This is a genomic window from Microbulbifer sediminum, assembly GCF_021729035.1.
GTDB classification, from domain to species: Bacteria; Pseudomonadota; Gammaproteobacteria; order Pseudomonadales; family Cellvibrionaceae; genus Microbulbifer; species Microbulbifer sediminum.
Window position 1 is genome coordinate 207,668 of the sequence record NZ_JAJSAP010000004.1, and the last position, 24,996, is coordinate 232,663.

A 24,996-nucleotide genomic window follows, 5' to 3' on the forward strand; every position below is an offset into this window, starting at 1 on the left:
CCGAAAGTGGGCAATTCTACGAAAAAATGTCCCAGGGGAACACATGCCGGGCCCTGAAAAGGGCCCGGCAGGTCGAAAAGGGGTCTAATAACCGGGTGGGGTTGCTACACAGCCTCGGGCACCGGCTGCTGTGCCGCCACCAGGAACCCCTGCAATTCTTCGCCCAGGTCAGGATGGCGCAGGCCATATTCAATCTGGGCCTTCATATAGCCCAGCTTGTTGCCGCAGTCGTGGCTGCAGCCCACGATCTGGTAGGCTTCCACCCGCTGGCGGGCGAGTAGCTTATCGATGGAGTCGGTCAGCTGGATCTCACCACCGGCACCGGGCTGCGTCTCGTCCAGCAGGTTCCAGATCTCCGCCGGCAGTACATAGCGGCCCACCACGGACATGTTGGAAGGGGCCGCGTCGACACTGGGCTTCTCGACCATACCGTCAATCTTGGCGGTGCCGCCAGCATGCAGTTCGGCACCCAGGCAATCCACCACGCCGTACTTGCTGACCTCTTCCCAGGCCACCGGCTCCACCATGATCTGGCTGTGGCCGGTCTGTTCGAAGTTGCGCACCATGGCCGCCAGGTTATGGGCCGCCGGGTCGGCGCGGTACTGGTCCACCAGTACATCCGGCAACAGCACGGCAAAGGGGTTGTCCCCCACCACCGGGCGGGCACAGGCAATGGCATGCCCCAGGCCCTTGGCCTGCGCCTGGCGCACGGAAATCACGGTGACGTCCTCTGGCACAATAGAGCGCACCTCGTCCAGGATCTGGCGCTTCAGGCGGTTTTCCAGCTGGGCTTCCAGCTCAAAGGAGGTGTCGAAGTGGTTGGCGATGGCATTCTTACTGGCGTGGGTGACCAGGACAATCTCCTTGATCCCGGCACTCACCGCCTCATTGACCACGTACTGGATCAGCGGCTTGTCCACAATCGGCAGCATCTCTTTCGGGATGGCCTTGGTGGCGGGCAGCATACGCGTCCCCAGACCCGCTACCGGGATGACCGCTTTTTTTACTTTGTTCATTTTTTGCTCCTATTAATACTTTCAGAATTCCATTTCACAGAGCGGTTCAGACCCGCTTTTGACAGAGTGCCAAAGACACCCGGGACTCACTGTCACCAAAAGTCGTAATTCGTTACTCCCGGAAGCAGACAGGCCTCCAGGCAATCTTGCCCCGTTATCTGCAGCTTGCAAGAGGTGGGCCCTCCGGGCAAGTGTCTGGCACTCACACCTCATTACAAAAGCCTAACTCCCGGCCAGATAGGCCGCCTCTTCCTTTTCCGGCACGGGTATACGCCTGCCGCTCCCCACCACCGGCAGTATTCTCAGACTGGCGGCGTCCACCGCATAACCGGCCATTTTAAAGAAACTACCGTCCAATTGTGTCAATTCGTAAAGGTACTGGCGGAAGCGACGGAACAGCTGTGGGTCCACCGCGTCGGCATCGCGCCAGAAGCTGGCCAGGTCACCACCGTGGGTCAGGCCCGGGATATCGTACAGGGCCCGCCCGAGCAGCTTGGTGGGCACCCGGTGCAGCAGCGCGGAAATACCCACGGTACTGTTGATGGTCACCACTCCGCGGGCATGATCCAGGAGAGTGGGCAGGTGCTGGTCGTGGCAGTAGATCACCCGGCGTTTCACCCCCTGCTGTGCCGCCAGTGTGCGGATAAGGCGGCCGTAATGACAGAAGCCCCGGTCCATCGGGTGATGCTTGATCACCAGAAAGGCTGTGGGCTCCGCGTTGGCTGCAAACGACGAAATGACTTCATCAATGGAGTTCTCGATCGACAGCAGGTCGGAATGGGTGCGCAGCTGGAAGTCATCCCGGGTCTGCAGCGGGAACAGGTAGAAGCGACCGGAGAGCTCGCCGGCAAGACGCGGCTGAATCGAGCGCTCGGTCAGCCGGTACAGGCCCTTGCGGTAGAAACTGCGCAACCAACACAGCCCCTCGCCCACCCAGCCTCGGCCACGGTGATGGTGATAATGCGGGAACTCCCCGCGGGCCAGGCGGGCGAACAAATAGTAACGGCAGGCATACTTGGTGCGCTGCCAGAAGGTGGGGCCCACCTTCACCGAAGGCTTGCGGCCCCGGGGCCGGTAACTGTCGATCGCCGGAATGGACCAGTCGGTGTGGGAGTTCGCGTTGACGCCGTGCCACTCAAAGGTGACAAAATCCGGCCGCAGGTACCCTTCCTCAAAGACCCCGAATGCCACCCCCAGCTCTTCACAGATCTCACCGGCCACACGGTGGTAATACCGGCAATCCCCATACACGAAGACCGCATCGATCTGATGTTCTACCAGGTAGCTGCGAAAAAAGGCCGACCAGTCGCGGTGCCCACCGGTGTAATCCACCCGCCGATGCGCCCAGCAAAAATGACGGTCGCCGCCATTGAAGTTGATCTTGTGGGTTTCTGCCCCATGGCGCGCCAGGCGCCGCGCCAGCTTGGCGAAGAAAGGCCCCAGGGGCCCCTGCAGAAAAACGACGGATGACACGATTCCCCCAGACCGGGTGCGGGCCTGGCGGCCCGTTGCCCCGGAATACAGCGGTCCCGACACCCGGCCCCGCGGCAATCCCCATTGCCGACGGAAACGTTTTTACGGTGTCGCAGACCGCCCCCATTTATGCGGCAGTGCCGCCGATCAGTGGCTGCCGGTTCCGGCAGGATATGGTTACAAAAGCCGGAGCCGTGCAGAGCCCCTGGCCACTGATCTCCCCTTTGACCGCTCAAAAAACAGGCGGACTTAGTATAATTTCATCCGCTATTCTATCCAGAATCTGCTACCCAGTCCGCAGTTTGTAATGCGATGTAATGGTATTCGCGGAAAGAAATTGGCTTGCCGGCGGTGAGACAGTCCAGCCTGCTGCCGTCGACAGGGATCCTCTAGCAATCGTCGTTCCAGAAAGCGGCAGTGGGGGGATTTTTCCGGGGTTCAGCGGCTGAAGCGGCCGGTAAACCTGCGCTGCTCACCGGCGACCTCGCGGGGCCCATCGAGCCTGCGCAGTACCCGTTCCCAAACCCACTCAAAGGCGCGCCCGGCAGCCCGGGGCAAGGGCGTAAACAGCGGGTTGAACGGGTTGTCGCGCGCCTGCATCCAGATGGTCATACGGTGAGAGGCAGCACCGGCCTCGCCGCGGCGGTGGAAACCGTAGACATTGGCCACCAGCAGGGTATTGGCCGGCACCCGGAAAGCCCGGGGGGCAAAACCCATTTCCGCCAGTTCGTGCTCACTGACCCGGAAAGAGCCATCCCAGTAGCGCCCCGGGGCCCGGGCCTCCCCCTGCTTGCACGCCTCCAGGCTCTGGCGGTATTCCCACCTGAGCCTCGCCCAGCCCAGCTTCTGGGATCCCGGTACGTATACGAAAGGACCATTACTGTCGTCCACAGGGTCAAGGTACAACCACCCTTTCACACAGGGATGGAAGGTATCGGCGTGCATATCGCGCTGTGGATCCGGTCGCGGCGTCACGTTGGCGTGATTGCAGAGATTCTCCACATAGAACAGTGGCGGCCGGTTCTTGGAGGAGCAGTAGCGCACCAGGTGATCGAGACGCGGGTCATTGGCGAAGGCAGCCATCTGCGGCGTCCCATTCCGGACCTCATGCGTCATGAAAGTGCGCTGGGTGAGCGTGGTGCCCTCCACGGTCTCACGCACCTCACCCTCATAGTGCAGGAGCTCATCCCGCAGGCGCTGGAACTGTTCTGGCGGCAGGAAGTTTTCCTTCAGCACATAGCCATCGCGCAGGAAGGCCCGGCGGTCTGCAGCGGGCACCAGTGGAGCCAGCAACAACAGGCGGAAGCGGAACAGCCCATGGGCAATCACTACGCGCACAACGTGCAGCCCACAGCGGTTCAGCCAGTAACTGCCGATAACCGGGTTGTTCTTGAAACTCTTCCCCCAGGCGAGCAGCTCCACAAGCCACAGGGGCAGTTTCCACAATGTTTTCAGCCTGCGTGTTGGCATAATTTTTCTCGAATAATCGTAATTTCGCCCGGTAGCGTCATTATGAGCCAGCCCCCGGTCGCGGCCAGCGGCCGCTCCTACGGGCTGCTTGTATCACCCCGGCGCAGGATGGAACCCGGATCCGCGGCGGGCTAACGGCGCAGGAACGCGTTGCGGTAAAGGCGATACAACCAGCGGCCGAAAGCCAGCGGGCCCGACGGTTCGGGCCGCTCCCGTTGTCGCTGTAACAGACGCGCCGCCGTCTCGGCATTCACCAGCTCACCGGTATGCGGATCGCAGTACACGGGGTACAGCAGCAACACCCCCGCCACCAGTTCATCAATCTCCAGCGCGCGTCCGCGCCGCTCCAGCACGGCCGCAGCATCAACCTGCCCTGCCCGTCGGTCCGCCAGCTCCTGTAACCGGGCCAGGCTGTCCGCATCCAGTAGCAAGTCTTCGCTTACCCCCCAGCCCGTATAAAACGGCAGCCCGTAGGTCACCACCTTGCGCCCGCGTAACAGGGCCTCGAAACCGCTCAGCGAACACAGCGTATGCACCTCGTCCACCTGCTCCAGCAGCTGCGGCATGGCGATATCCGTGACCTCGAGATCGCAGAGCCCCGTCCCCGTGACCGCGCCCTGCCGGGCGCCGGCCACCACATCCGGATGGGGCTTATAGACGATATACGCATCGGGGTTCAGCCCCCGCACCGCGCGCAGCAATTCTTCATTGGTTTTCAGCAGCGGTGAGCCACCGGTAATGGACGCATCGGTTTCCACCTGCCCCGGTACCAGCAATATTCGCTGCCCGGGCGCCGCGCCGAGGTCTGTTAACTCCGCAGCCTGGCCCACGTTGTATTTACTGAGTCGCGCCCTCACCAGTGATTCCCGCAACGCACGGGCTCGCTCTACCAGGGCTTGCTCAAATTCCGTTTCCGCCAGGATTATCTCCAGGTCACTGGCAGCCCGGGCGTCGTAATAAATGCCTCGCGCATCCAGCACCAGCGACAGGGGCCGGACCAGGTCGGCCCCCAGCCCCACCGAGCGCAGGAAGCCGTCTTCCATCCGCCACAGCGGTATGCCCGCATCGTCACAAGCGCGCAGCAGTGATTGGGGCAGGCCACTGGCCCAAGCAACCACACGCAGGCTGTCCTCGTCCTTTCGCACCCGCACCGAAGCCGCCCGCGCCGGGGCAAATTCCATGGAATCTGGACGCCCCAGGAAATCCGGCACAAAGCGCCTTTTCCACGGCGAGAAACCCAGCCCCAGCCAGCGATCGCCCAGCCTACCCCGCTGGCGTTTCTGCTCTGCCAGCAGGGCGATGGTGTCCTCCAGCGCACAGCGCTCGCCGGTGTAGGGATTGATATAGCGGCTGTAATGCAGGTAGGCCGCGCAGAACACCTGCTCCAGGCTGCGCGACACTCCGCGGCGCTCGCAGGGCTGCCGGTCTTCCGTCAGTCCCCAGCCGGCATAAAACGGCAGGCCGTAGCAGTGCACTTTCCTGCCCGCCAACAGGGCATCAAAGCCCATCTGGCTGGTCACCACATAGACCTCGCTCACCACATCCAGCACCGCCCAGGGCGAAATATCCTCGGCCAGTACACGGCAGCCGCGCTCCCGCGCCAGCTCAAGGAGATAGCCACGCTTCTTGCCGGCAATCACATCCGGGTGCACCTTGACGCACACCTCGGCCTGCGGGTGCTCCGCAATCGCCGCTTCCAGCATCTGCCGGAAACTGCCTGCATCCGCACCGCCAAATGTCACCGCCGCATCCCCCAGGGTCTGGTCCACCACCAGCACCCGCGGCCGCTCCGGCCATTGCAGCGGCGTATCCGGCGCGCGGTTATATTTGGACAATCGGTATCGACGCAACAGCGCCATACATTCGCGCGCGCGCTCCAGTTCAGGCTCACTGAATGCCGCGGCGCTGATCAGGCTTTCCAGGTCACTGGGGCGGGTGGCGTCGTAATAAATACCGCTGTGGTCCACCACCATGCTGTGGGCTGGCGCCCCGCTCACACCCAGCTCCAGCGAGCGCAGGAAACCGTCTTCCAGGCTGATATAGGGCAGGTTGCGGGCCGCGGCAATGCGCCGGGCCTTTCTTGCCGTGGGCTTCAGGCCCCAGCCGGCAACATGGGTGATGTCACTGCCGGGCCGCTGGAAAAAAAACCGCGCGGGCGCTTCCAGCAGGGCCTCGAGATGGCGAATCCGGCGAATGCCGGGTGAACAATAGCCGACTACAGGCATGCCCGGGCCCCTTCCAGCAGCCGCTGACGCAGGGCAGCGTCATCCGCCAGGCGCAGGATCGCCTCCACCCAGGCCCCCTGCTCCATGGGCACCAGCAGGCCGTTTTCCCCGTTGCGGACAACATCCCCGTAAATTGCCCCGGCGGCATAGACACCAATCGCGCCCGCCAGGGTGATATCGAAGAACTTGGTATGGGAACGCGCGCGATTGAAACGGTTATCCAGCAGCGGCGCCAGGCCAATGGTGCGGCCGGGCCGACGTACCAGTGCCCGGTAGGCGGGCCACTTCATGGGATGTAATACGTGGACTCGCGGCAGACCCCGGAACACACGGTTAACCGCCGCATTGCCGATCACCTCGAACGCCAGGTTTTCATTGCGCTCCAGAACCGTGGCAATCACCGGTCGCAGCCAGCGCAGGTCGGCCCCATGGGAGGCGGAACCGTGGTAAAAGACTGTTATTACTGGCGGAACCTGCGCCGGGTCATCCCCCTGTCCGCCTCGCAGGGACTGCGGCGGCCGGGCCGGCAATAGCTGTGGCTGCCAGTGGGCATACTTCGCTTGCAGGTAGGGGGTAGAGACCAGCAGCTGCGCGCCCTGAGACTGCAGCCAGCCACGGTGACGCCAGCTGCGGCGCAGCAACTTGGCCTGGTACCGCAGGGGCATACCAACGAAGGCGCGCCAGTCGAGCAGGTCATCGTCCATGAAAAAGTAGAGGCCGGCAATGGCGGCCCGGTGCCGCGTTACCAGCGCGCGCCAGGGCCCGGGCAGGTAGCGGACAAACACCACCGTGGCCCCCTGCAGTTCACCCACAGTGGGCAACTGGGAAAAAGTGCGGCGCAGGGGCGTGTACCCCTGTTCCTGCAGGAAGGGCATCACGAAATAATCGGTGGACGGGTTCTCCCCCTCTTCCACCACAAAGCAACGCTTATCCCCCACCAAAAAACTTCCCCAATTCTATTTTTATTATGTAGCAGTGGCCGCTGGCCGCGACTCCCCGCGCCGAGAGCACCCTCTCCCGGCCTATCAACAATTCGTAGGGGCGAACCTTGTGTGCGCCCGGGCCCCAAAACCGAAACAGGGCGGATACAAGATCCGCCCCTACAGAACCCTGCAATCTCAACCGCTAAACGGAAACACCAGCGGCAACAACAGCAGCACCGTCACCGAATAGGCAATGGTCAACGGCAGACCCGCCCGCAGGAAATCCCGCAGGTGATATCCCCCCAGGTTCTGCACCATCAGGTTGGTCTGGTAGCCGAAGGGCGTCAGGAAACTGGCGCTGGCTCCATAGGCCACCGCCATCACGAACGGCATCCAGCTCACGCCAAAGCTCTCCGCCAGGCTCCAGGCCAGCGGGAATGCCAGCGCGGCCGCGGCGTTGTTGGTCATCAGCTCGGTCAGCGCCAGGGTCAGGAAGAATACCCCAATCAACCCCACATAGGGCCCCGCATCCGCCACGGTCCCCCGCAGGGCCGAGGCCAGTGCATCCGCCAGCCCACTGCCGGAAAACGCCTCCGCCAGCACCAGGGCGCTGGCAATAATCAGCCAGATCTGAAACGGGAAGCGCCGCTGCAACTCAGTGGTCGTCACAATATTCAGGCTAATCATGCCCCCCAGCAGCACCACCAGGCCTTTCAGCAGCGAGAAATACCCCAGTGCCGCGCCGGCCACCACCGCCGTAAATCCGAAGCCCAGCAACCAGCTGTCGCGGCGGGACAACTGGCGCTGGACCTTGCCGCCGCTGATGACATAAAAGTTCTTGTCGATATTGCGGTGGTGCTTCCAGTCCGGGCCCACCGCCAGCAACAACGCATCCCCGGCCCGCAACTCGATTTCCCCCAGCTTGCCGGAGAGCCGCTCACCGCCACGGCGCATCGCCACCACGGCCGCGTCGAAGCGGGTGCGGAACTGGCAACTCTTGAGGGACTCCCCCAGGATGCTGGAGTTGGGCGTGAGCACTACCTCGGTGAGGTTCATCTTCAGCTGCTCGTCCTCCAGGGCAAAGACCTTGAGCCCCTGGATATCCTGCAGCCGCCCAAGGTCTTTGACATCGCCACTGAAAATCAGCTTGTCGCCACTGCGGATAACCTCGGTGGGTGCCACCGGACTGATTACCGTACCGCTGCGCACAATCTCCACCAGGTAGAGCGTCTCCAGCTGGCGCAGGTTGTTCTGCTCCACCGTGTTGCCGTGCAGCGGTGAATCCTCAATCACCTTTGCCTCCAACAGGTATTCCTTCACTGCCTCTGTGGCCACCCGCCCCTCCGGCAGCAGGCGGTTGCACAGCAGCAATACCACCAGGCCCACCAGCGTTGCCGCCAGCCCCACCGGCAGGAAGGCAAAGAAATCCAGCCCGGGCAGGCCCCGGTCCAGCACAAAACTGTTCACAATCAGGTTGGTGGAGGTACCGATCAGGGTCAGGGTGCCACCCAGGATGGCGGCGTAAGAGAGGGGCAACAGCAGCTTGGCGGGCGGGTAGCGACGCTGCGACCGCACACTGGAAGCCAGCGCGGCCACTACCGCGGTATTGTTCAGGAAAGCCGAACTCAGCGCCGTGGCACCGGTCAGGCGCAGCAGGCTACCCTTCAGGGAACCATTGATCAGCCCATCGGAGATCGCCCGCAGCCAGCGCGCCTTCTCCAGGCCGATAGAGGCCAGGATCAGGGCCACCAGGGTCACCAGCCCCGGGTTCACCGCCTTCTGCAGCACGGATTCGGCCGGTACCAGGCCGGTCAGGAAGCACACCCCGGCAGCCGAGGCGAACACCAGTGACGGGCGGACACGGCTAAAGACCAGTGTGCCGATCACGACCAGGAAAATACCGGCAACAACGATTTGGGTAAGTGTCATAAGTTATTGTGCCGGTCTGCTATTCAGGTGAATGGCCATATTTTAAACACTCGGCGGATTCAGGCAATTATGCCAAACCTGCCGACGCCGCCCAAAGTACTTAGCGCTATCGATATATAGCCAAACCCACGCTATTTCAGTGAGAAATCCTCATGCACCAGCGTCAGATTGGGATTGTAGGCGGGGTCCGTGTCCAGTGCCTGCCCCCAGCGCTTGCGCATATATTCGGCCTCACGCTGGGCACGGCGGCGTTTGCGGAAAGTGTCATCCGCGCCCCGCGAGAGGGATTCGTGGTGATATAGCTCCGCATATGGCGTCCACAGGTTGCGGTAGCCTGCCTCCCGCACCTTCAGGCACAGGTCCACATCGTTATAGGCCACCGGTAGGTCCCGTTCATTGAGTCCGCCGACCTCCTCAAATACCGATTTACGCAACACCAGGCATGCGCCGGTTACCGCAGACAGGTTTTGCACCACCTGCAAGCGTCCCATATAACCAGGCTCTTCCCGGCGGGCATACTTGTGGCTGTGCCCGGCAGTACCGCCAATACCGAGGATCACGCCCCCATGCTGGACCGTATCATTGTCGTAATACAGCTTGGCCCCGACACAGCCAATCTCCGGCCGGCAAGCATGGGAGACCATCTCCCGTAACCAGCCCGGTGAAATGACTTCGATGTCGTTATTGATTAACCCAAGTAGCTCGCCGCGGGCATGGCGAGCCCCAAAATTATTGATGGCCGAGTAATTAAACGGGTAATCCCACCGGAGTACCCGTACCCGCGCATCAGTCTCCACCTGCTGCAGATAGGCCAGTGTCTCCCGGCAACTGCTCTGGTTATCGAGCACCAGCACCTCGAAGTTGGGGTAATCCGTCAGGGACAGGATAGAACCCACACAGCGTCGCAAGTATTCAATGCCATCACGTGTAGGCACCAACAGGCTCACCAGCGGCGCTGGTTCAGGGATAGGGAATCGGCAACGCATGACCGCCGCAGAACCGGGAAACAACTGACCATCCTCAAGCTGAGTACCGGGCATTACCCGGCTCAGGTAGCCAGCCAGGGCCTCTCTCTCCGCACCTTGGCACGCAGCCAGAGCCGTCTCCAGCAGGGGCTTCTGGTGGTAGAGCACCCGGGGCACATGCGCCACATCTTCCTGACCAAGCCGCGCCCGGGCCTCTAACAGCAGGCGATATCCACTCTCACTCCATGAATCTAGGCGAAGCGACCGGAAACCATCCAGGAGTGGCCTGCGGAACAGGCAGGCACTACCGATATAGTTATAAGCCAGCAGCAGGTCCGGGTTCCAGCCTGGTTTGAACAGCGGCGCTTCCCGCTCACCCGCCCGGTTCAGGGAGTCGGAATCGGTGTACACCAACAGCGCGTCGGGCTGTGCTCCGACTGCCCGGGCGATGTAATAAAGAGCATGCTGCGCCAGGTGATCGTTATATGGCAGGGCTGCCACAAAATCGCCACGTTCCTCCTCCAGCAAATCGCCCAGTCGGGCATCGTCAGGCAACAGGGTGATACGCTCGTCGTCAGCGGAAATTCGCTCCAGCTCAGCTACCAGCGCCGGCGGCACGTCGACTCCTATCGTGACAGCCAGGCGCCAATTCGGGTAGGACTGCTGCCGCAGGGAGTGCAACGCACCCAGGTCCAGTTCCTGGATAGCGGGCAAGTGCAGGTGGAAAAGAAACTGTGGTGGAGATTTCTGCTCGGCAAGGTAGTCAGCGACCTCACCGGCGCAGGGCAGGGTCTCTGCCTCTACTTGTGCCAACCACATTTGGTAGCCCGCATCCGGACAGCGCTTGTGGAAGGTCTCGGCATAACGGGAGAGCCCCTGGCCATGCCAGGTGCGGCCCCGTCCGGCCGCTTCCTGCCGCAATGCTCGCACAACCTCGCGATGCTCCAGCCCCCGGTAACGATGGTGCATATTGGCTAGGCGCTGGCATATACGCCCGCGCGCAAAGTGCGGAGCCAGCCAGGCAAGGCAGCAGTGGCTGATTTCTGGCAGGCCGCTTTCAGGCGCTGATTGGCCATCGGGAGCAATGCTGACTTCCAGTACCAGCTCGCGCACCGGCTCTGGAAAATAACACACACGCTTGGCCACCCTGCCCCATTTTAGCGGCAGGGAGACCGACAACGCTGGATCCGCACCTGAGCCGCAATCTACATGGAGGGTAAGCGTTGCCCGGCTGCCGGCGTACTCCGCAGCAAATTCCAGCATATACCAGCCCCGGCGCGGCAGGCGCCCTTGCCACGGCAGCCGCACAGTCGCTTCAGCAAAACACTCAGGCTCCAAGGATTGCCGGTCTTGAATACACTCTTTTGGCACAAGAGCAGTGGGCTCCAGCCGAAAAAAGCGGGCGAATGGACGAAAATCCATGATTGTTAGCTGCCTGCCGGGATATGAAGAGAGGACTGCGTCAGCGGCTGACCGGTCGAAAGGACCACGCATTGCACTTCATCGCTCGCTTCCAGGCCTGGCACCTTGATCGCGAAGCCCACCAGTCCAGCGCGACCAACACCCTGCGCCCGTAACCCCGGACGGCTCTGGGTCGCATCGGCCTCTCCTGCCAGCTCGCCATTCACCAGCACGCCGATTCGCGCAGGCTCGTCACCCAACTCGGGCAGCGCCCAGCCGTGAATACGATCATTGCGATATTCTCCTAGCGCCCCGGCCACATATATATTGCCTTGCTCTGCCAACCGTTTGCGCCACTCAAACTGTACCCGAGCACTCTCGTAAAAGGAGACTTCGCGCGCATTGAGTCTGAGGATTTCCTCCCGTTGCGACTCTGACACCGGGTACTGCTCAGCAAGCGAATCTCGGCCACGGTTCTCAGCCAGCACCGGGATTTCCAGAGCATACTTGCTGTTTATCAAAGCCACGGACTCCTCATAGGCCTCGGTCAATCCGATCATACCGAGCGCGGCCCAGGCCGTGTTATCGAACATGCCCAACTGTCGATTAATAAACGGCGCTGACCGATAGAAATGCTCAAATCCGTGCTGGTAATCATAGTGGCGTTGAAAATGCTGAAATTCGGACACAATCCGCTGCACGGGCTCCCGCAAAAAGGTCACCATTCGGTCGACTCCAAAAATGGGCAAATAGCGCTGGGCGTTGAAGTGTCCGGTCAGGAATTGGTACTGCTTTTCATTAAAGGCTCTGCGAAAGCGCCAGATGTCGCTTCGTTCGAGAACCCAGTCGCGCACGATCTGGCTTGTTTCCGGAGAATTGGGGCCGTAATCACGGCAAACATTATCGCCCCCCCAGTAGCTGTCTGCACCATAGCGAAAACTGGTTCCAGCCGTCTTGGGAACATGTACAAAGACCAAAGGGGTCATCTAATACTGCCTTAAGGAAAAGTCCTCACGGGAGTGTGTGAGGTTGGGATTATAGTACGGATCGCGCTCTAGAAGAGCACTCCAACGATCGGACAGCCGGGCCTTCTCCTGATCAAAACGGGCGACTTTCTCAGGCGTGTCTTCCTGTCCGCGTGTCTTGCTCTCATGGTGATACAGCTCGGCAAACGGAGTGAAGACGTTGAGATATCCGGCTTCCTGAACCCGCAGGCAGAAATCCACGTCGTTATAGGCCACGGTATAGCTCTCATCCAGCCCACCGACCTGCTCGTAAAGCTCTTTGCGCACAAACAGGCAGGCACCGGTAACGGCGCTGAGGTTTTGCCGTACTTTCAGCCGATTGAAGTAACCCTGGCTGCCCCGGGGCGATCCCCGGTGGGAGTGGGCCGCGTAGCCTCCCAGCCCCAAGACCACTCCCGCGTGCTGCACAGTATCGTCCGGGTAGTACAGCAGGGCACCGATACACCCATTCTCCGGTCGCTGGGCCAGAGATGCCAGCTCCTCTATCCAGCCGGGCGTGATCACTTCCACATCGTTATTCACCAGACCGATAATTTCACCGCGGGCGTGCGACGCACCGAAGTTGTTGATAGCGGAATAATTGAACGGAGCATCGTAGCGCAGCACCCTCACGCGGGGATCCCCAGCCGTAATCTCCTCGAACCACTGCAGGGTGTCGTGCTCGACGCTGCCGTTATCCAGTATCAGCAACTCAAAATTGCGGTAACTGGAGCGGTTCAGAATGGATTCCACACAGGGGCGCAGCACATCCAGTGCATCTCGGGTGGGAATCAGTAGGCTCACCAGGGGCTCGCCCTCCAGTGGGTAGTCAATCCGGTAGAGGTTATCATCCTCGGTATCCAGCACCTCGGCATCGATACCCTGGCGCGCCAGGTGATCCTGCAGGGCACGCTTGCCCGCGGCCGATGTATAGGATTTTTCCTGGGGACCCAGCGCGGTGGAGCCCTCGTGGGCCCGCCAGTGATAGAGCACCCGGGGGATATGAACTATCTTGGCCGCATCCGTAAGTTCGATGCAGCGCAGCAGCAAATCGTAGTCCTGTGCCCCCTCTACCCCCGCGCCCTCGCGGAAGCCGCCTACCCGCTCCAGCAATTCGCGACGAAATACGGCCAGGTGCGTAATATAGTTGTGGGAAAGCAGTAGCGCAGGATTCCAGTCGGACTTGTAATGGGGCGCAAAGCGCCGGCCCTCGGCATCGATAAAGTCTTCATCGGAGTAGAAAATATCCACCACAGGATTGGCCTGAACCGCAGAGACCACCTCCAACAGCGCATGCTTGACCAAGCAGTCGTCATGGTCAAGTAGCGCCACATATTCGCCCTCCGCAAGGGCGAGCGCGGAATTACTCGCGGCGCAAATATGTCCGTTATTTTCGCGCCGAACCCAGCGGATACGCTTGTCCCGCTTCTCATATTCCTCCAGCACCTGTCCGACTGCTAGATTTGTCGAAGCATCGTCGGCGATACACAGCTGCCAGTGCGGGTATAGCTGCGCGAGTACCGAGTCCAGACAAGCCTTAAGCAGCTCGATTGGTGGGTTGTAGACAGGCACTACGATAGAAATCAGCGGTTGTACTTCGAGCTCCCGCAACCGGACGGAAACCTCGGGTCGAGCGTAACGTGCTCGCTCCTCAACAAGCTGCATCTCATAGCCCGAAAGAGCGCGGCGGATAAACAGGGCATTGTATTCCGTCCACAGTGTCTTCCAGCCCAGCTCACGAGCCTGCGTAAGTGTTTCAAGCGCTCCCGCGTTGACGAGCTTACGTGCCATCGACCCTATAGCGAATCTTCGGGTGACCCTCGCAAGCACAAACTGGTCTACTTTTATTCGAGCAGAAAAGTCACAGGGATCAAACCGCAAAGAGCGGGCACGATGAGGGAAATAGCAAATGCGCTTCGAAAGTCGGCCGGAATCTACAGGCAGGCAGAAAGACTCTAGCTCCTTATACCCATGGCCGTAATCAGCATAGAGCTTCGCGGGGAGAGTATCTGTCTCCGAAGCAGCCAAGACCTCCAGCATATACCAGCCGCGAGGCAGCAAGTCGGATTCCGGCTCCACACGAAAAGCCGGATCCAAGCCAACACATTGCCAGCCATCATTCATGACAGCGCATTCCTGAAGTGGAACAAGATCACAGCCTTGACGACGGTGTAGCCAACGGCGCAATTCACCTACAGCGTAATGGAAAAAAGACATTGATGAATCATATATAACTATCGAGTAATCTATATTCAGAAGTTACGCAAAAATCCAATTAGAATTCGTTCTATTTTTTAAAAACGCCAACAACAACACCTTTGTCAGCCACCAACACAGACGTAATCTTCCTAGATTCCATTAATTGCAAAGCATCCTCAACTCTCGTCCCAACGGAAATGGTAATAGGATCCTTAGACATGAAATCTACAGCTCGGATCTCAAAGATTCCGACACCATAAGATTCCACAGCGCGCCTGACGTCGCCATCAGTAACGACCCCATAACTGCTGCCGGTCTTAACTATGGCCAGCCCGAGCCTTCCTCTACTCATTGCCTGAATAACTTCCGTTACGGAAGCATCACTCTCGACAAAAGGTAGCTCCTCTCGCTCCATTTCGTCATCAACACGAGCCAACAATCGACGTCCCAAAGATCCACCAGGGTGAAACCGAGCAAATTCTTCAGGCTGAAAACCCTTAGCTTTCATCAAAGTCACAGCCAGCGCATCACCCATAGCCAAAGTTGCAGTCGTAGAGGCTGTAGGGGCAAGCTGAAGAGGGCAGGCTTCTTCTTCGACACCGATATTTAAATGGCTATCAGATGCCCTGGCTAGTGTTGAGTCTCGATTACCTGTCATTGATACCAAATAATTACCATTATCCTTTAGAAAGGGTATCAGCTTTAGAACTTCATCAGTCTCACCGGAATTCGATATCGCTACAAAGACATCCTCAGGGGTAACCATCCCCAAGTCCCCATGGTACGCCTCACCTGGATGCATGAAAAAACTCGGGGTCCCTGTGCTTGCCAAAGTCGCCGCTATTTTCTTTCCAATAATGCCGGATTTACCCATTCCACACACAATGACACGAGCTTGAAGTTCCAAAATTCGAGATACAGCATCATCGAAGTCCGCACCTAAACTTTCAGTCAACGAACGAACTGCGTTTGCTTCAATATTAAAAACATCTCTGGCAATTGACCTGTAATCTAACATCTACTTATGCTCGCTAAACCATTTAACTATCTTTTCCGCATCGGAAGGGGTGTCTACACCATGAGGAGGACAGGAATTCCAGTCAAAAACTCGCACTCTAATCCCAACCCTTAACGCTCTAAGCTGCTCCAGCTTCTCCATTGATTCCACAGGGTCAACAGCAGTTTCCGAAAAATATTTGAGCACCCGATACTTATAGGCATAGATACCCACATGCCGACGAAAATTATCCAGCGTAAACTCTTTAAAATCTGAAATATCGCGCACATGCGGTATAGGGCTGCGAGAAAAGTACAAAGCATCACCATGCACGCTTGAAACAACCTTTACCACGTTAGGGTCCAACAACTCCTTCTGCGTCGATATCGGGCACGAAACCGTAACCATTTCTAGATCATGTAACCGACGGCAATAACCCGCGAATCCTTCCAACAAGTCTACAGGAATCAACGGCTCATCACCCTGGACATTCATTATGCAATCGTCTTCAGACCAGTCCAGTTCCGCACCCACCTCCGAGATCCGATCAGTGCCTGATTCATGCTCCCGATCTGTCATAACTCCCGAAATACCGTGCGCCTCTAGCACTTCCATGATCCGCTCATCATCCGTAGCCACAACTATGGAATCGGCAATTGATGCTTTCACTACTTGCTGAAAAACACGTACGATCATCGGCGTGCCCGCTATATCAATCAGCGGCTTACCGGGAAGGCGGGATGACGAATAGCGTGCAGGGATAACTACTCGAACAACGGGATCACTCACTTTATTGCACTACCTCGACCTTTTCTTTGCTCTCCAGTAAGGGCTGGTACATTTCCTCAAGAGAAAGCCCTCTTTGAAATAAAATGTACTCCGCAACTTCGCGAGCTACCCCGCCGCCACCAATGCTTTCCAATGTGACATCGGCCCGCCTCTTTGCCAAAGCATGAGCGTCTGCAGGGGCGAAACTAATACCGGCGAACATCATCGCAGACAAATCGATTATGTCATCCCCAACGAAAGCGACTTGAGAACTTGTAATGCTCATCGCCGACACAATTTTTTCCGCCGCAACCAACTTATCTTCACAGCCGGTTACTACTACATCGAGACCCAACTGATCGCACCTAAAGTCTAGGGCTGCACTTTTTTTACCCGAAATCACGCCAGTTTTAATACCGTGACTTTTCAACAAAGCGACGGCCACACCATCCTTTACATTGAACTGTTTAAAAATTTCTCCCTCAGACGCTATGCTTAAATAACCATTGGTCAACACTCCATCGACGTCAAACAGAACAAGCTGGAGGCCCATACATTTCTCTAGCGTACTCACTGTATTTCGAGCCGTGGTAAAGACTTAACTAGATCATCCACAGCCTTGACCTGCGCCAAAAATGGTTCCAGCTTGTCTAGCGGCAAAGCGCTAGGGCCATCACAGCGCGCCTTATCCGGATTCGGGTGTGATTCCAGAAACAGCCCCGCCAAACCAACGGCCATTCCCGCTCGAGCCAACTCTACAACCTGCGCACGCCTTCCCCCAGAAGCCGAACCCATCGGATCTCGCATTTGAAGACTATGAGTGACATCGAAAATTACTGGACAGCCCTTAGATGCTTCTTTCATTTTTCGAAAGCCGAGCATATCAACGACGAGATTATCGTACCCAAAGCAAGTCCCACGCTCGCATAGAATCACCTGCTCATTCCCTGCCTCTCGGCACTTATCGACGATATTGCCTACTTGCGTTGGGCTTAAATATTGTGGTTTCTTTATGTTCATTGGTTTACCAGTTCGTGCGACTTCGACCACCAAATCAGTCTGACGCGCTAGAAATGCTGGTATTTGGATAACGTCCACCACTTCGGCAACCGCCGCGACCTGATCTATTTCATGAACGTCAGTAACAACCTTAACACCGAACTCATTCTTTACGGCGTTAAATATTTCAAGCCCCTCGTGTAGGCCTACCCCTCGAAAAGACTCTATCGAAGATCGATTAGCCTTATCATAAGAAGCTTTAAAAATAAAAGGAATGCCAAGTTTCGTCGTAACATTTACATACTCTGAGCAGGCGAACAAGGTTGACTCCAGGTCTTCCAGGACATTGATCCCACCAAATAACGTGAATGGTAAATTATTACCTAAATTTTTCATTGTCTTCTTACCGAATTCTGCAATTAAAATTTACTCAATTATCTACTTTGCCTTCAAGGCAAATAACTTAATAATGAACCGCCCATCATAATCAATAATAAAAACTTGCGATCACCGGTCCCAAACCTCTAACAAATAGGCCGCAAACAAGGGGCAATTGGGCTTAGACGCTTTAGACAGAAGAAACCCCTCATCAACGAGACGAAAAAATCTGATAACAATCACGATGCAGCTACAGAATACGCTTAGCTTTTTCAAATGGCACTGAAAACACACCACTTTCCGCACGGACCGAAAGCGCTCAGGATGAGTCTCAGCCCGAGGCGCGATTAGCAACAAATAGCGCTTCAGCCAAGTCTGCGGCTAGGCAGTCCAATTCATCTGCATTCGGCTTTTGTGGACTCGGAGGCTCAACTTCCTTACCTAAATAGGCATCTATGGACCACCAGCGATTATCCGACTCAACCGCAGCGCGCTCTTCCGGGCTCATTAATTTTAAAAGTTCTTCATTATTCTGCTTCAGTCGACTTAAAATGGAATTACCAATATCCACAGGAATAACCCAAGGGGGTGCCCCAGATAGACTTAAATGCCGAGCCAAGACAAAATCTATACCCGAACGATGGGGTGAGGGTCTCAACCTAGCGGAATGGCGCTGGAATAGCCGTAAAATACTTGCTGGCAAACTTGCATTTGCCCTGCTAGCTTGAACGGAGCCTGGATCGCAGCCCAAAGCAGTTAGACACTGATCAATGATATTACCACCTAACGGGTGAACGAGGATTTCAGTGCCTGGAAAGAGCTTCTGAATTTTCTTTAGTGAGGTTAACCAGTCGCAAACGTTAGCAGCATGCTCGACCCATTTTTCAAAACCATCTCCGGACCATGCACCCCACTGCCACCAACCAGAATTAATAAATTCCAATGGAGGGCGAACAAATGCAATAATCTTCACTCGGCCCTTCCAGAATGGGAGAACGAAGGAGGCTAAATCTTGCGGATTACCAGACCAAGCCTCCCTCGACAGAAGCAGAGAGTCGACCTTTAACTCTTCTATTTTGCTCCACCACTGCGAATGATCGAGATGCTCAGCTCTACCGAGCTCAGCAGATGCGGACGCCACATAACCGGAGTTACTTTTAGCTACCGAGCGATAAATTTCTTCGCCAAGCACTAATTTTCCAGACGGAAGAATTGCACCATAACATCCGATTCCACCTTCAGAAGTTCTGAATATAGGACTCTGAGAAAAGGTCGACTGAATCGAGCTAGAGCCACACTTTGGAAATCCCACGTGAAGCACTAAAGTACGGTCTGACATCACAACCTCAAAAAAATAGAAAATTTAGTTGAAAGCATTAAAACTAACGCTAAAAAACAATCTGAATAACTAATAGGCGCCGTCCTAGCAACGACATTACCTCTACCCATTAATCGAGGGCAAACACCATATAACCAACAACAAAGCCCTACACTATTACCCCAGAAAGCACTAACTTGAGAATAAAGATCGCGGCCTCAAGAATCTAAATTTTTTCGAATATGATTCATTAGGTACCACTCGTTCTTTGGCAGCCCCGGGACAATTATTTGAGAACATATCCCAAAATTTTGAACACTCGTTATCAACACTCGCAGACAGCAATACATCTTCCCTCATTCGCACTAATTCAGAGCCACCAATAGTACCTCCAAAGCGACTAAGTTCTCGATCCCAGTCCCCGGGGGTGGAACAGGTGGTTAATAAATCACTTTGAAACCGAGTTATGTCAGGAATAGGGGATGCAAAAACCTTGGTATTAAAAATCGCACTCTCAAAAAACTTTAATCCACTTTTACAGGAATTAAATATTGATGCTTCTAACGGAGCAATGATCGCGTTGCACAGCGAGACATACGAAGCCATCTTATAGTAACTTTGCAGCGGAAGGTGAGAAACCTGCCCGGTGTTCATAAGTCTGTCGCTCACCTCAAGCGGGCCCATGAGCAACAGCGAAAACTCTTGATTACTCTCGAGGAGCTTTAACAGTGCTCCTTCCACCATCCTGAAGTCCTTATCATGGCTCTTCGTTCCTGAAAAATATCCGAGGGTATATTTTTTATGCAATTGCTGAGAACATATGATCTTCGCAAAATCAACGTAATCGGATGTCAGACCATTATGCACCACAGTTACATCAATATGCGGGAACAGCTCCTTCATCCTTTGCATCAGGGGTTCAGTCGACACAGTTGCCTTATCAAATAATGAAAGTGCCGATGCATTTCTATCAAAAATTTCACAAACTTCTCTAGCATTCGCCCTACCATTTTTGTAGATAGAACTATTTAACGCGTTACTAACATCAAAAATCAGATCATCATAGTCCGCCGCCAGGTATCGCTCCTTTACTTTTGCCTTCGCAATAAACTCAATCAACTCAGTAGAAAAGCTTGGACGATGAAAAATAAAGGCATCAAAATTATCTAGGAGACTGTCACATAGCTCGTCCTGTGAAATAACACACGTTTTCCAACCATACTTACGCTCAAGCGCAAAGGCAAAATTAAAACAACGGTACCGAACCGATGGGTCAAAGTAGGGCCGGCTAATCCTGGATGTATTCGTTACAAAAAGGACTTTCACAAATATTTCTCCACCCAAAAAATCAAAAATTATTTAACTAGGTTAAATTCCGAATAGAAGCCTTGATTGATAAATCCGATTTTCAACCTGGCTTTATCTACACAGCCGAGATTAACCTTAGAGTGGAAACCAACCATTTCAGAGCGCAACTCGAAAACTCGCCTAACATCGGGTCTCATTGCACCACAGAAGGAAATTACATACCTATCGCCATCGTGAAAGTAAATTATATCTGGGGAGAATTTCTTTGCTGTACAGAATGCCCACCCCCTAACCTCTACAATCTCCTCGGTGATTACTAACGAATCAATATGAAACTTGACCGAATCACCATGCGCAGCGCCCTTTTGTCCAATAAAAGAGGCAACAAGGCGATCAAAATCAGACCTATTGACAGGCTTATTACTTGGATCAAACATCGACAACAACATCCTTCAAAAACTCGTTATCCAATCCCTGCTTAGAAAGCCTTATAAAGTCAGGTACAGAAAAAGACTTAGCTGAAGTTAGCGTAAGCAGCTCAACACGTTTGAAAAACTTTTGAGAATATACAGATTCTGGGCTAAGAAAATAATTCCGCAGGATAAAGCCAACCAGGTATTCAATGTTATTTTTGTATGCGGATAGATCAAACCGATCAGACAAGACACACTCGAGTGTCGGAAATACGCCTTTCACTTTATACATCGCATCTCCAAGCACGCAAACCACCTTACCAAGCAGTAAGCTTTCAAACCCTAAAGAACTATTTATCGTAACAACCAGGTCGACGGAATTGATTAGCTCTAAGTTTTCCAGTGACGACACACCTTCATCCAAGATCGTAACGTTCGGCAGGCTTTTCGCGTACTCGATACACTTCGTCTGATGAAGGTAATTTACTGGTCGTAACTTGGCTGCGGGATGCGTCTTTACCACCACATGATATCCCCCGTCCAACAACAGTTGTACAGTTTTTTTTAAAAAATCAAGCGGCGTTTCGAACGGTGAGTAAAGTAATATATTCGCATCGTCATACAACTGTAAGGGAAGAAGTGCCACCTTTTCGGCGTTCAAAATTGCGCCATCCTTAAAGACTCTTTTTCCTGCATCAAATGGCGTTCTAGTTTCCGCTTGGTTTTGACTATCTATTGACAATAAGAGCCGCGCAAAATGTGGATCTAGAGGCTCGGAAAAGCGCTTGATATCTTTGATAGTGAGCTTTAAAGGAGAGGCGTTTCCATTAACACCGCGGGGATCCAATATCAAGTACTCTGGGAATGGGCTTCTTATACTTCCCAACTCCATGTGCAGCAATACCACTTTATTTTTCTTACAAAATTTTTCCAATGCGCCATTTTGGCCCCAGCAAATTAGAACATCAAAATCGAAGCTTTTGGTCTTGACGTCAGTGAGCAGCTTATCCGTGAACTTTGAGAACTCCCCCTTGCCACGCATCAAATCCTTCCAAATCTCGATCCCCTTTGCCCTCCAGTCAACCAACATGTCTTCAATAGTTGAGTCAATTTCAGGATCTAGAACATGGAGGGCTGGCCTCACGACCGGCCTTTTTTCTAAAAGCTCATTATGCACGTGCTGATTGGCAAGAATTTTAACTTTTATCTTTTTTTCCAAGATATAATCGAGATTATTTTCAATAATATCAGCGAATTTTGACGCGACTGCAGAGTGCTGATGAAAACTATTCCTGATAGGTAGTGGTTCTGCGTAAAACAATATATTCATTTTTGCCAAACACCGGACTTAAATTTTAATGGACGTCGTAAAAGCACGTAACGCGCCGATACCTTCAATCTGATTTTTTGGCCCACCACCTGTCATTACAAAGATACCAGCTGATAGTCTTTTCGATGCCCTGCGAGAAGGAGAAGCACGGCTCGTAATCGAGCTCGTCTCTAGATTTTATTGGGTCTATCGCATAGCGCCTATCATGGCCGGCACGGTCTTCCACAAAAGTAATTAGATCTTCAGCACGGGCCTTAATGGCTCTAGTGGCTGAAGGATATTTTTCAACCAAGGCCGGATCGTTCATAAACGCCTTATTCATTAGCTCACATACGAGCTTCACGATATCGATATTGGCCCACTCGTTAATACCGCCGATGTTGTAGCACTCTCCCAGGCGACCTTTCTTTATCACCAATTCGATTCCGCGAGCATGGTCCTCCACATACAGCCAGTCCCGAATCTGTTTGCCATCGCCATAGATTGGCAGCGGCTTGTCCTGCAGGATATTCGTGATCACCAGCGGTATCAGCTTCTCCGGAAAGTGATAGGGCCCGTAGTTATTGGAGCAGTTGCTGGTGGTGACCTTCAGTCCGTAAGTGTGGTGGTATGCGCGGACCAAGTGGTCCGATGCCGCCTTGCTGGCAGAATATGGGCTGTTTGGTGCGTAGGGGGTGGTCTCACTAAACGCTGGATCATTCGGGCCCAGGGTACCGTACACCTCGTCGGTGGAGACGTGGTGGAAGCGGTGGCTCTCTTTGTTCAGCCCCTCATCCAGCCATATTTTCTTCGCGGCCTTGAGCAGGCTGTGGGTGCCGATGATATTGGTTTCGATAAAGGCATCGGGGCCCGTAATCGAGCGGTCTACATGACTCTCTGCGGCGAAGTGCACCAGGGTATCGATGCGGTGCTCTTTCAGGAGCATTTCTACCAGAGCCGTATCACAGATATTGCCGTGACAGAAAAAGAAGTTCGGGTTTTGTGCGACCGGGGCCAGGTTGGCTTTGTTACCGGCATAGGTCAGCGCGTCCAGCACGACGACTTTGTCTTCTGGATAGGTTCTCATCCAGTAGTGGACGAAGTTGGCGCCGATGAAGCCGGCGCCGCCGGTTACTAGTAGGTTGCTCATTGCTTGCGTGTCTTCTGTGTTCTTTCCGTCTGCTGGTCGCGGCCATGGGCCGCTCCTACAGGTCTTAAATTTTTTCTGGATCCAGGGTTCGGCGGTGCGCTGGCCCAGCGGGATGCCGAATTCCTATTGGGTTTTGCTTTGCAGGACCTCGCGGAGGATCTGGCGCCAGTGCGTTGGCCTGAAGCCGCTGCCGAAGTCTTCTACCCGCTTTTCCAGCACGCTGTAGGGCGGGCGGGTGGCGGGAGTCGGGTAATCGGTAGTGGTGATCGGGGTTATGTACACCTGCTTATTGGCCGGGATCAGGCCGGAGGTTTTGCCTTCCTCGTAAATTGCCACGGCGAAGTCATACCAGCTGGCGGCGCCGGCGTCGGTGCAGTGGTAGATGCCATGGGCGCACTCGTCGGCAGCCAATGCGTATAAAGCTTTTGCCAGGGTGCCGGTCCAGGTAGGTGTGCCAACCTGGTCCGCCACCACACCCAGCTGGTCTCGCTCATTCATCAAACGCAGCATGGTGTTGACGAAGTTGTTGCCGTGGACGGAGTACACCCAGGCGGTTCGGACGATGGCGGCTTCCGGCAGGATGGCCTGGACGGCGGCCTCGCCGGCGGCCTTGCTGCTGCCGTAGACGCCCAGAGGGCGGGTCGGGTCCTCGGTTGTATAGGGGGAGGACTTCTGGCCGTCGAAGACGAAATCCGTAGATACGTGGACAAGGCGGATGCCGCATTCCTTGCAGGCCTGGGCCAGGTTCTCGGGGCCAGTGGCGTTGATGGCGTAGGCGTTTTCCACATCCGATTCCGCCCTGTCTACGGCGGTGTAGGCGGCGGCGTTGATTACGACATCCGGGCGGTGCTCGGCCAGGGCACTGAAGACGGCATCGCGGTTGGTGATGTCCAGGTCTTCGCGGCCGAGGGCGATCAGTTCGGCGCCTTGCGGGGCGTCTTGCTGTAGCTGTTGGCCTAGTTGGCCGTTTTTGCCGGTAATTAATATTTTCATTCGTTTCTGTGCGTATTTGCTTTTGTTGCGGTCGCGGCGGCTCTCTTCTTTTCGCCTGCAAGCAGGCTCCTACGTGGTTGCGAGTGCCTGTTCGCCTGCAGGGCAGGCTCCTACGGTGGTGGAGCCTGCGCGTTTGGTATCAATCGAAGGTGACGGCGTCTTTTAGCAGTTTGCCGTCGGCGTCTTTGGCAGAGAGCTTTGGTGGCTCGCCGTTTACCAGGGGCCAGTCGATGGCCAGTCCCGGGTCGTCCCAGCGGATGGAGTGCTCGTGCTCCGGTGCGTAGTAGTCGGTGCACTTGTAGACGAACTCGGCGGTTTCGCTGGTGACGTAGAAGCCGTGGGCGAAGCCTTCCGGCACCCATAGCTGCCGCTTGTTTTCTGCCGAAAGGATGACGCCCACCCATTGTCCGAAGGTGGGGGAGCTTCTGCGCAGGTCTACGGCCACGTCGTATACCTCACCCTGGGTAACGCGCACCAGCTTGCCCTGGGTGTTCTGGGTCTGGTAATGCAGGCCGCGCAGGATGCCCTGGCTGGACTTGCTGTGGTTGTCCTGTACGAATATGCGGTCGGCGCATTCGCGGCTGAATACGTCGTGGCGGAAGGACTCGAAGAAAAACCCGCGCTCATCACCGAACACCCTGGGTTCGATGATTTTTACTTCTGGAATTTTTGTTTCGATAATTTTCATACTGCTTATCCTGGAAATCGTCTGCTCACCTGTCGGCCGTTTAGTTGTAAAACGTCCGGGCCGAATATTC

Annotated in this window: 20 protein-coding genes; all 20 read right to left on the reverse strand. The window is 55.6% G+C overall.

The features are described 5' to 3' along the window. Positions 1–104: 104 nt before the first annotated feature. The 20 genes from galU to rfbC all read right to left on the reverse strand — a co-directional run bounded on the left by galU (position 105) and on the right by rfbC (position 24,926). A complete protein-coding gene (gene galU / locus LVD11_RS08345; protein WP_237057851.1) occupies positions 105–1,016 on the reverse strand; it encodes a UTP--glucose-1-phosphate uridylyltransferase GalU in 912 nt (303 codons plus the stop codon). A gap of 222 nt (positions 1,017–1,238) precedes the next feature. Next, the gene (locus LVD11_RS08350; RefSeq protein ID WP_237057853.1) at positions 1,239–2,489 is read right to left on the reverse strand and encodes a capsule polysaccharide biogenesis protein; all 1,251 of its coding nucleotides are present in this window, start codon (positions 2,487–2,489) and stop codon (positions 1,239–1,241) included. Positions 2,490–2,927: 438 nt separating this feature from the next. Next, on the reverse strand, positions 2,928–3,959 hold the full coding sequence (locus LVD11_RS08355) for a phytanoyl-CoA dioxygenase family protein (RefSeq protein WP_237057856.1): 1,032 nt from the start codon (positions 3,957–3,959) through the stop codon (positions 2,928–2,930). Between the two features lie 131 nt (positions 3,960–4,090). Beyond that, complete coding sequence (locus LVD11_RS08360; protein ID WP_237057858.1) at positions 4,091–6,184, reverse strand: capsule polysaccharide biogenesis protein; 2,094 nt, start codon at positions 6,182–6,184, stop codon at positions 4,091–4,093. Beyond that, on the reverse strand, positions 6,175–7,122 hold the full coding sequence (locus LVD11_RS08365; RefSeq protein WP_237057860.1) for a glycosyltransferase family protein: 948 nt from the start codon (positions 7,120–7,122) through the stop codon (positions 6,175–6,177). The genes LVD11_RS08360 and LVD11_RS08365 overlap by 10 nt, the downstream gene beginning before the upstream one ends. Before the next feature lie 180 nt (positions 7,123–7,302). Continuing rightward, positions 7,303–9,036, reverse strand: coding sequence for an SLC13 family permease (locus LVD11_RS08370; RefSeq protein WP_237057862.1), 1,734 nt, complete (start codon positions 9,034–9,036; stop codon positions 7,303–7,305). A 131-nt stretch (positions 9,037–9,167) separates the two neighbouring features. Further along, entirely contained in the window at positions 9,168–11,264 is a 2,097-nt protein-coding gene (locus LVD11_RS08375; protein ID WP_237057864.1) for a glycosyltransferase family 2 protein, read from the reverse strand. A 164-nt stretch (positions 11,265–11,428) separates the two neighbouring features. Next, positions 11,429–12,388, reverse strand: coding sequence for a sulfotransferase family protein (locus tag LVD11_RS08380; protein WP_237057866.1), 960 nt, complete (start codon positions 12,386–12,388; stop codon positions 11,429–11,431). Continuing rightward, positions 12,389–14,197, reverse strand: a complete 1,809-nt coding sequence (locus LVD11_RS08385) for a glycosyltransferase family 2 protein (protein ID WP_237057868.1) — start codon at positions 14,195–14,197, stop codon at positions 12,389–12,391. Positions 14,198–14,693: 496 nt separating this feature from the next. Next, positions 14,694–15,623: a KpsF/GutQ family sugar-phosphate isomerase gene (locus LVD11_RS08390; RefSeq protein ID WP_237057870.1), complete on the reverse strand. Its 930-nt coding sequence runs from the start codon at positions 15,621–15,623 to the stop codon at positions 14,694–14,696. Further along, a complete protein-coding gene (gene kdsB / locus LVD11_RS08395; RefSeq protein WP_237057872.1) occupies positions 15,624–16,391 on the reverse strand; it encodes a 3-deoxy-manno-octulosonate cytidylyltransferase in 768 nt (255 codons plus the stop codon). It abuts the gene before it with no gap. A gap of 1 nt (position 16,392) precedes the next feature. Next, on the reverse strand, positions 16,393–16,923 hold the full coding sequence (locus tag LVD11_RS08400; protein ID WP_237057874.1) for a KdsC family phosphatase: 531 nt from the start codon (positions 16,921–16,923) through the stop codon (positions 16,393–16,395). 17 nt (positions 16,924–16,940) lie between these two features. Next, positions 16,941–17,765, reverse strand: a complete 825-nt coding sequence (gene kdsA / locus LVD11_RS08405) for a 3-deoxy-8-phosphooctulonate synthase (RefSeq protein ID WP_237057877.1) — start codon at positions 17,763–17,765, stop codon at positions 16,941–16,943. Positions 17,766–18,078: 313 nt separating this feature from the next. After that, positions 18,079–18,939: a hypothetical protein gene (locus LVD11_RS08410; RefSeq protein WP_237057879.1), complete on the reverse strand. Its 861-nt coding sequence runs from the start codon at positions 18,937–18,939 to the stop codon at positions 18,079–18,081. 318 nt (positions 18,940–19,257) lie between these two features. After that, positions 19,258–20,391, reverse strand: coding sequence for a glycosyltransferase family protein (locus LVD11_RS08415; protein WP_237057881.1), 1,134 nt, complete (start codon positions 20,389–20,391; stop codon positions 19,258–19,260). A 29-nt stretch (positions 20,392–20,420) separates the two neighbouring features. After that, positions 20,421–20,810 carry a hypothetical protein gene (locus LVD11_RS08420; RefSeq protein WP_237057883.1) on the reverse strand — a complete coding sequence of 130 codons (390 nt, stop codon included), beginning with the start codon at positions 20,808–20,810 and terminating at the stop codon, positions 20,421–20,423. Further along, positions 20,803–22,116 (reverse strand): capsular polysaccharide export protein, LipB/KpsS family, encoded by a 1,314-nt coding sequence (locus LVD11_RS08425; protein WP_237057885.1) that lies wholly within the window; start codon positions 22,114–22,116, stop codon positions 20,803–20,805. The genes LVD11_RS08420 and LVD11_RS08425 overlap by 8 nt, the downstream gene beginning before the upstream one ends. 64 nt (positions 22,117–22,180) lie before the next feature. Beyond that, on the reverse strand, positions 22,181–23,245 hold the full coding sequence (rfbB, locus tag LVD11_RS08430) for a dTDP-glucose 4,6-dehydratase (protein ID WP_237057887.1): 1,065 nt from the start codon (positions 23,243–23,245) through the stop codon (positions 22,181–22,183). Between the two features lie 123 nt (positions 23,246–23,368). Beyond that, complete coding sequence (gene rfbD, locus LVD11_RS08435; RefSeq protein ID WP_237057889.1) at positions 23,369–24,238, reverse strand: dTDP-4-dehydrorhamnose reductase; 870 nt, start codon at positions 24,236–24,238, stop codon at positions 23,369–23,371. Positions 24,239–24,377: 139 nt separating this feature from the next. Beyond that, positions 24,378–24,926, reverse strand: a complete 549-nt coding sequence (rfbC, locus tag LVD11_RS08440) for a dTDP-4-dehydrorhamnose 3,5-epimerase (RefSeq protein ID WP_237057891.1) — start codon at positions 24,924–24,926, stop codon at positions 24,378–24,380. Between the last annotated feature and the right edge of the window lie 70 nt (positions 24,927–24,996).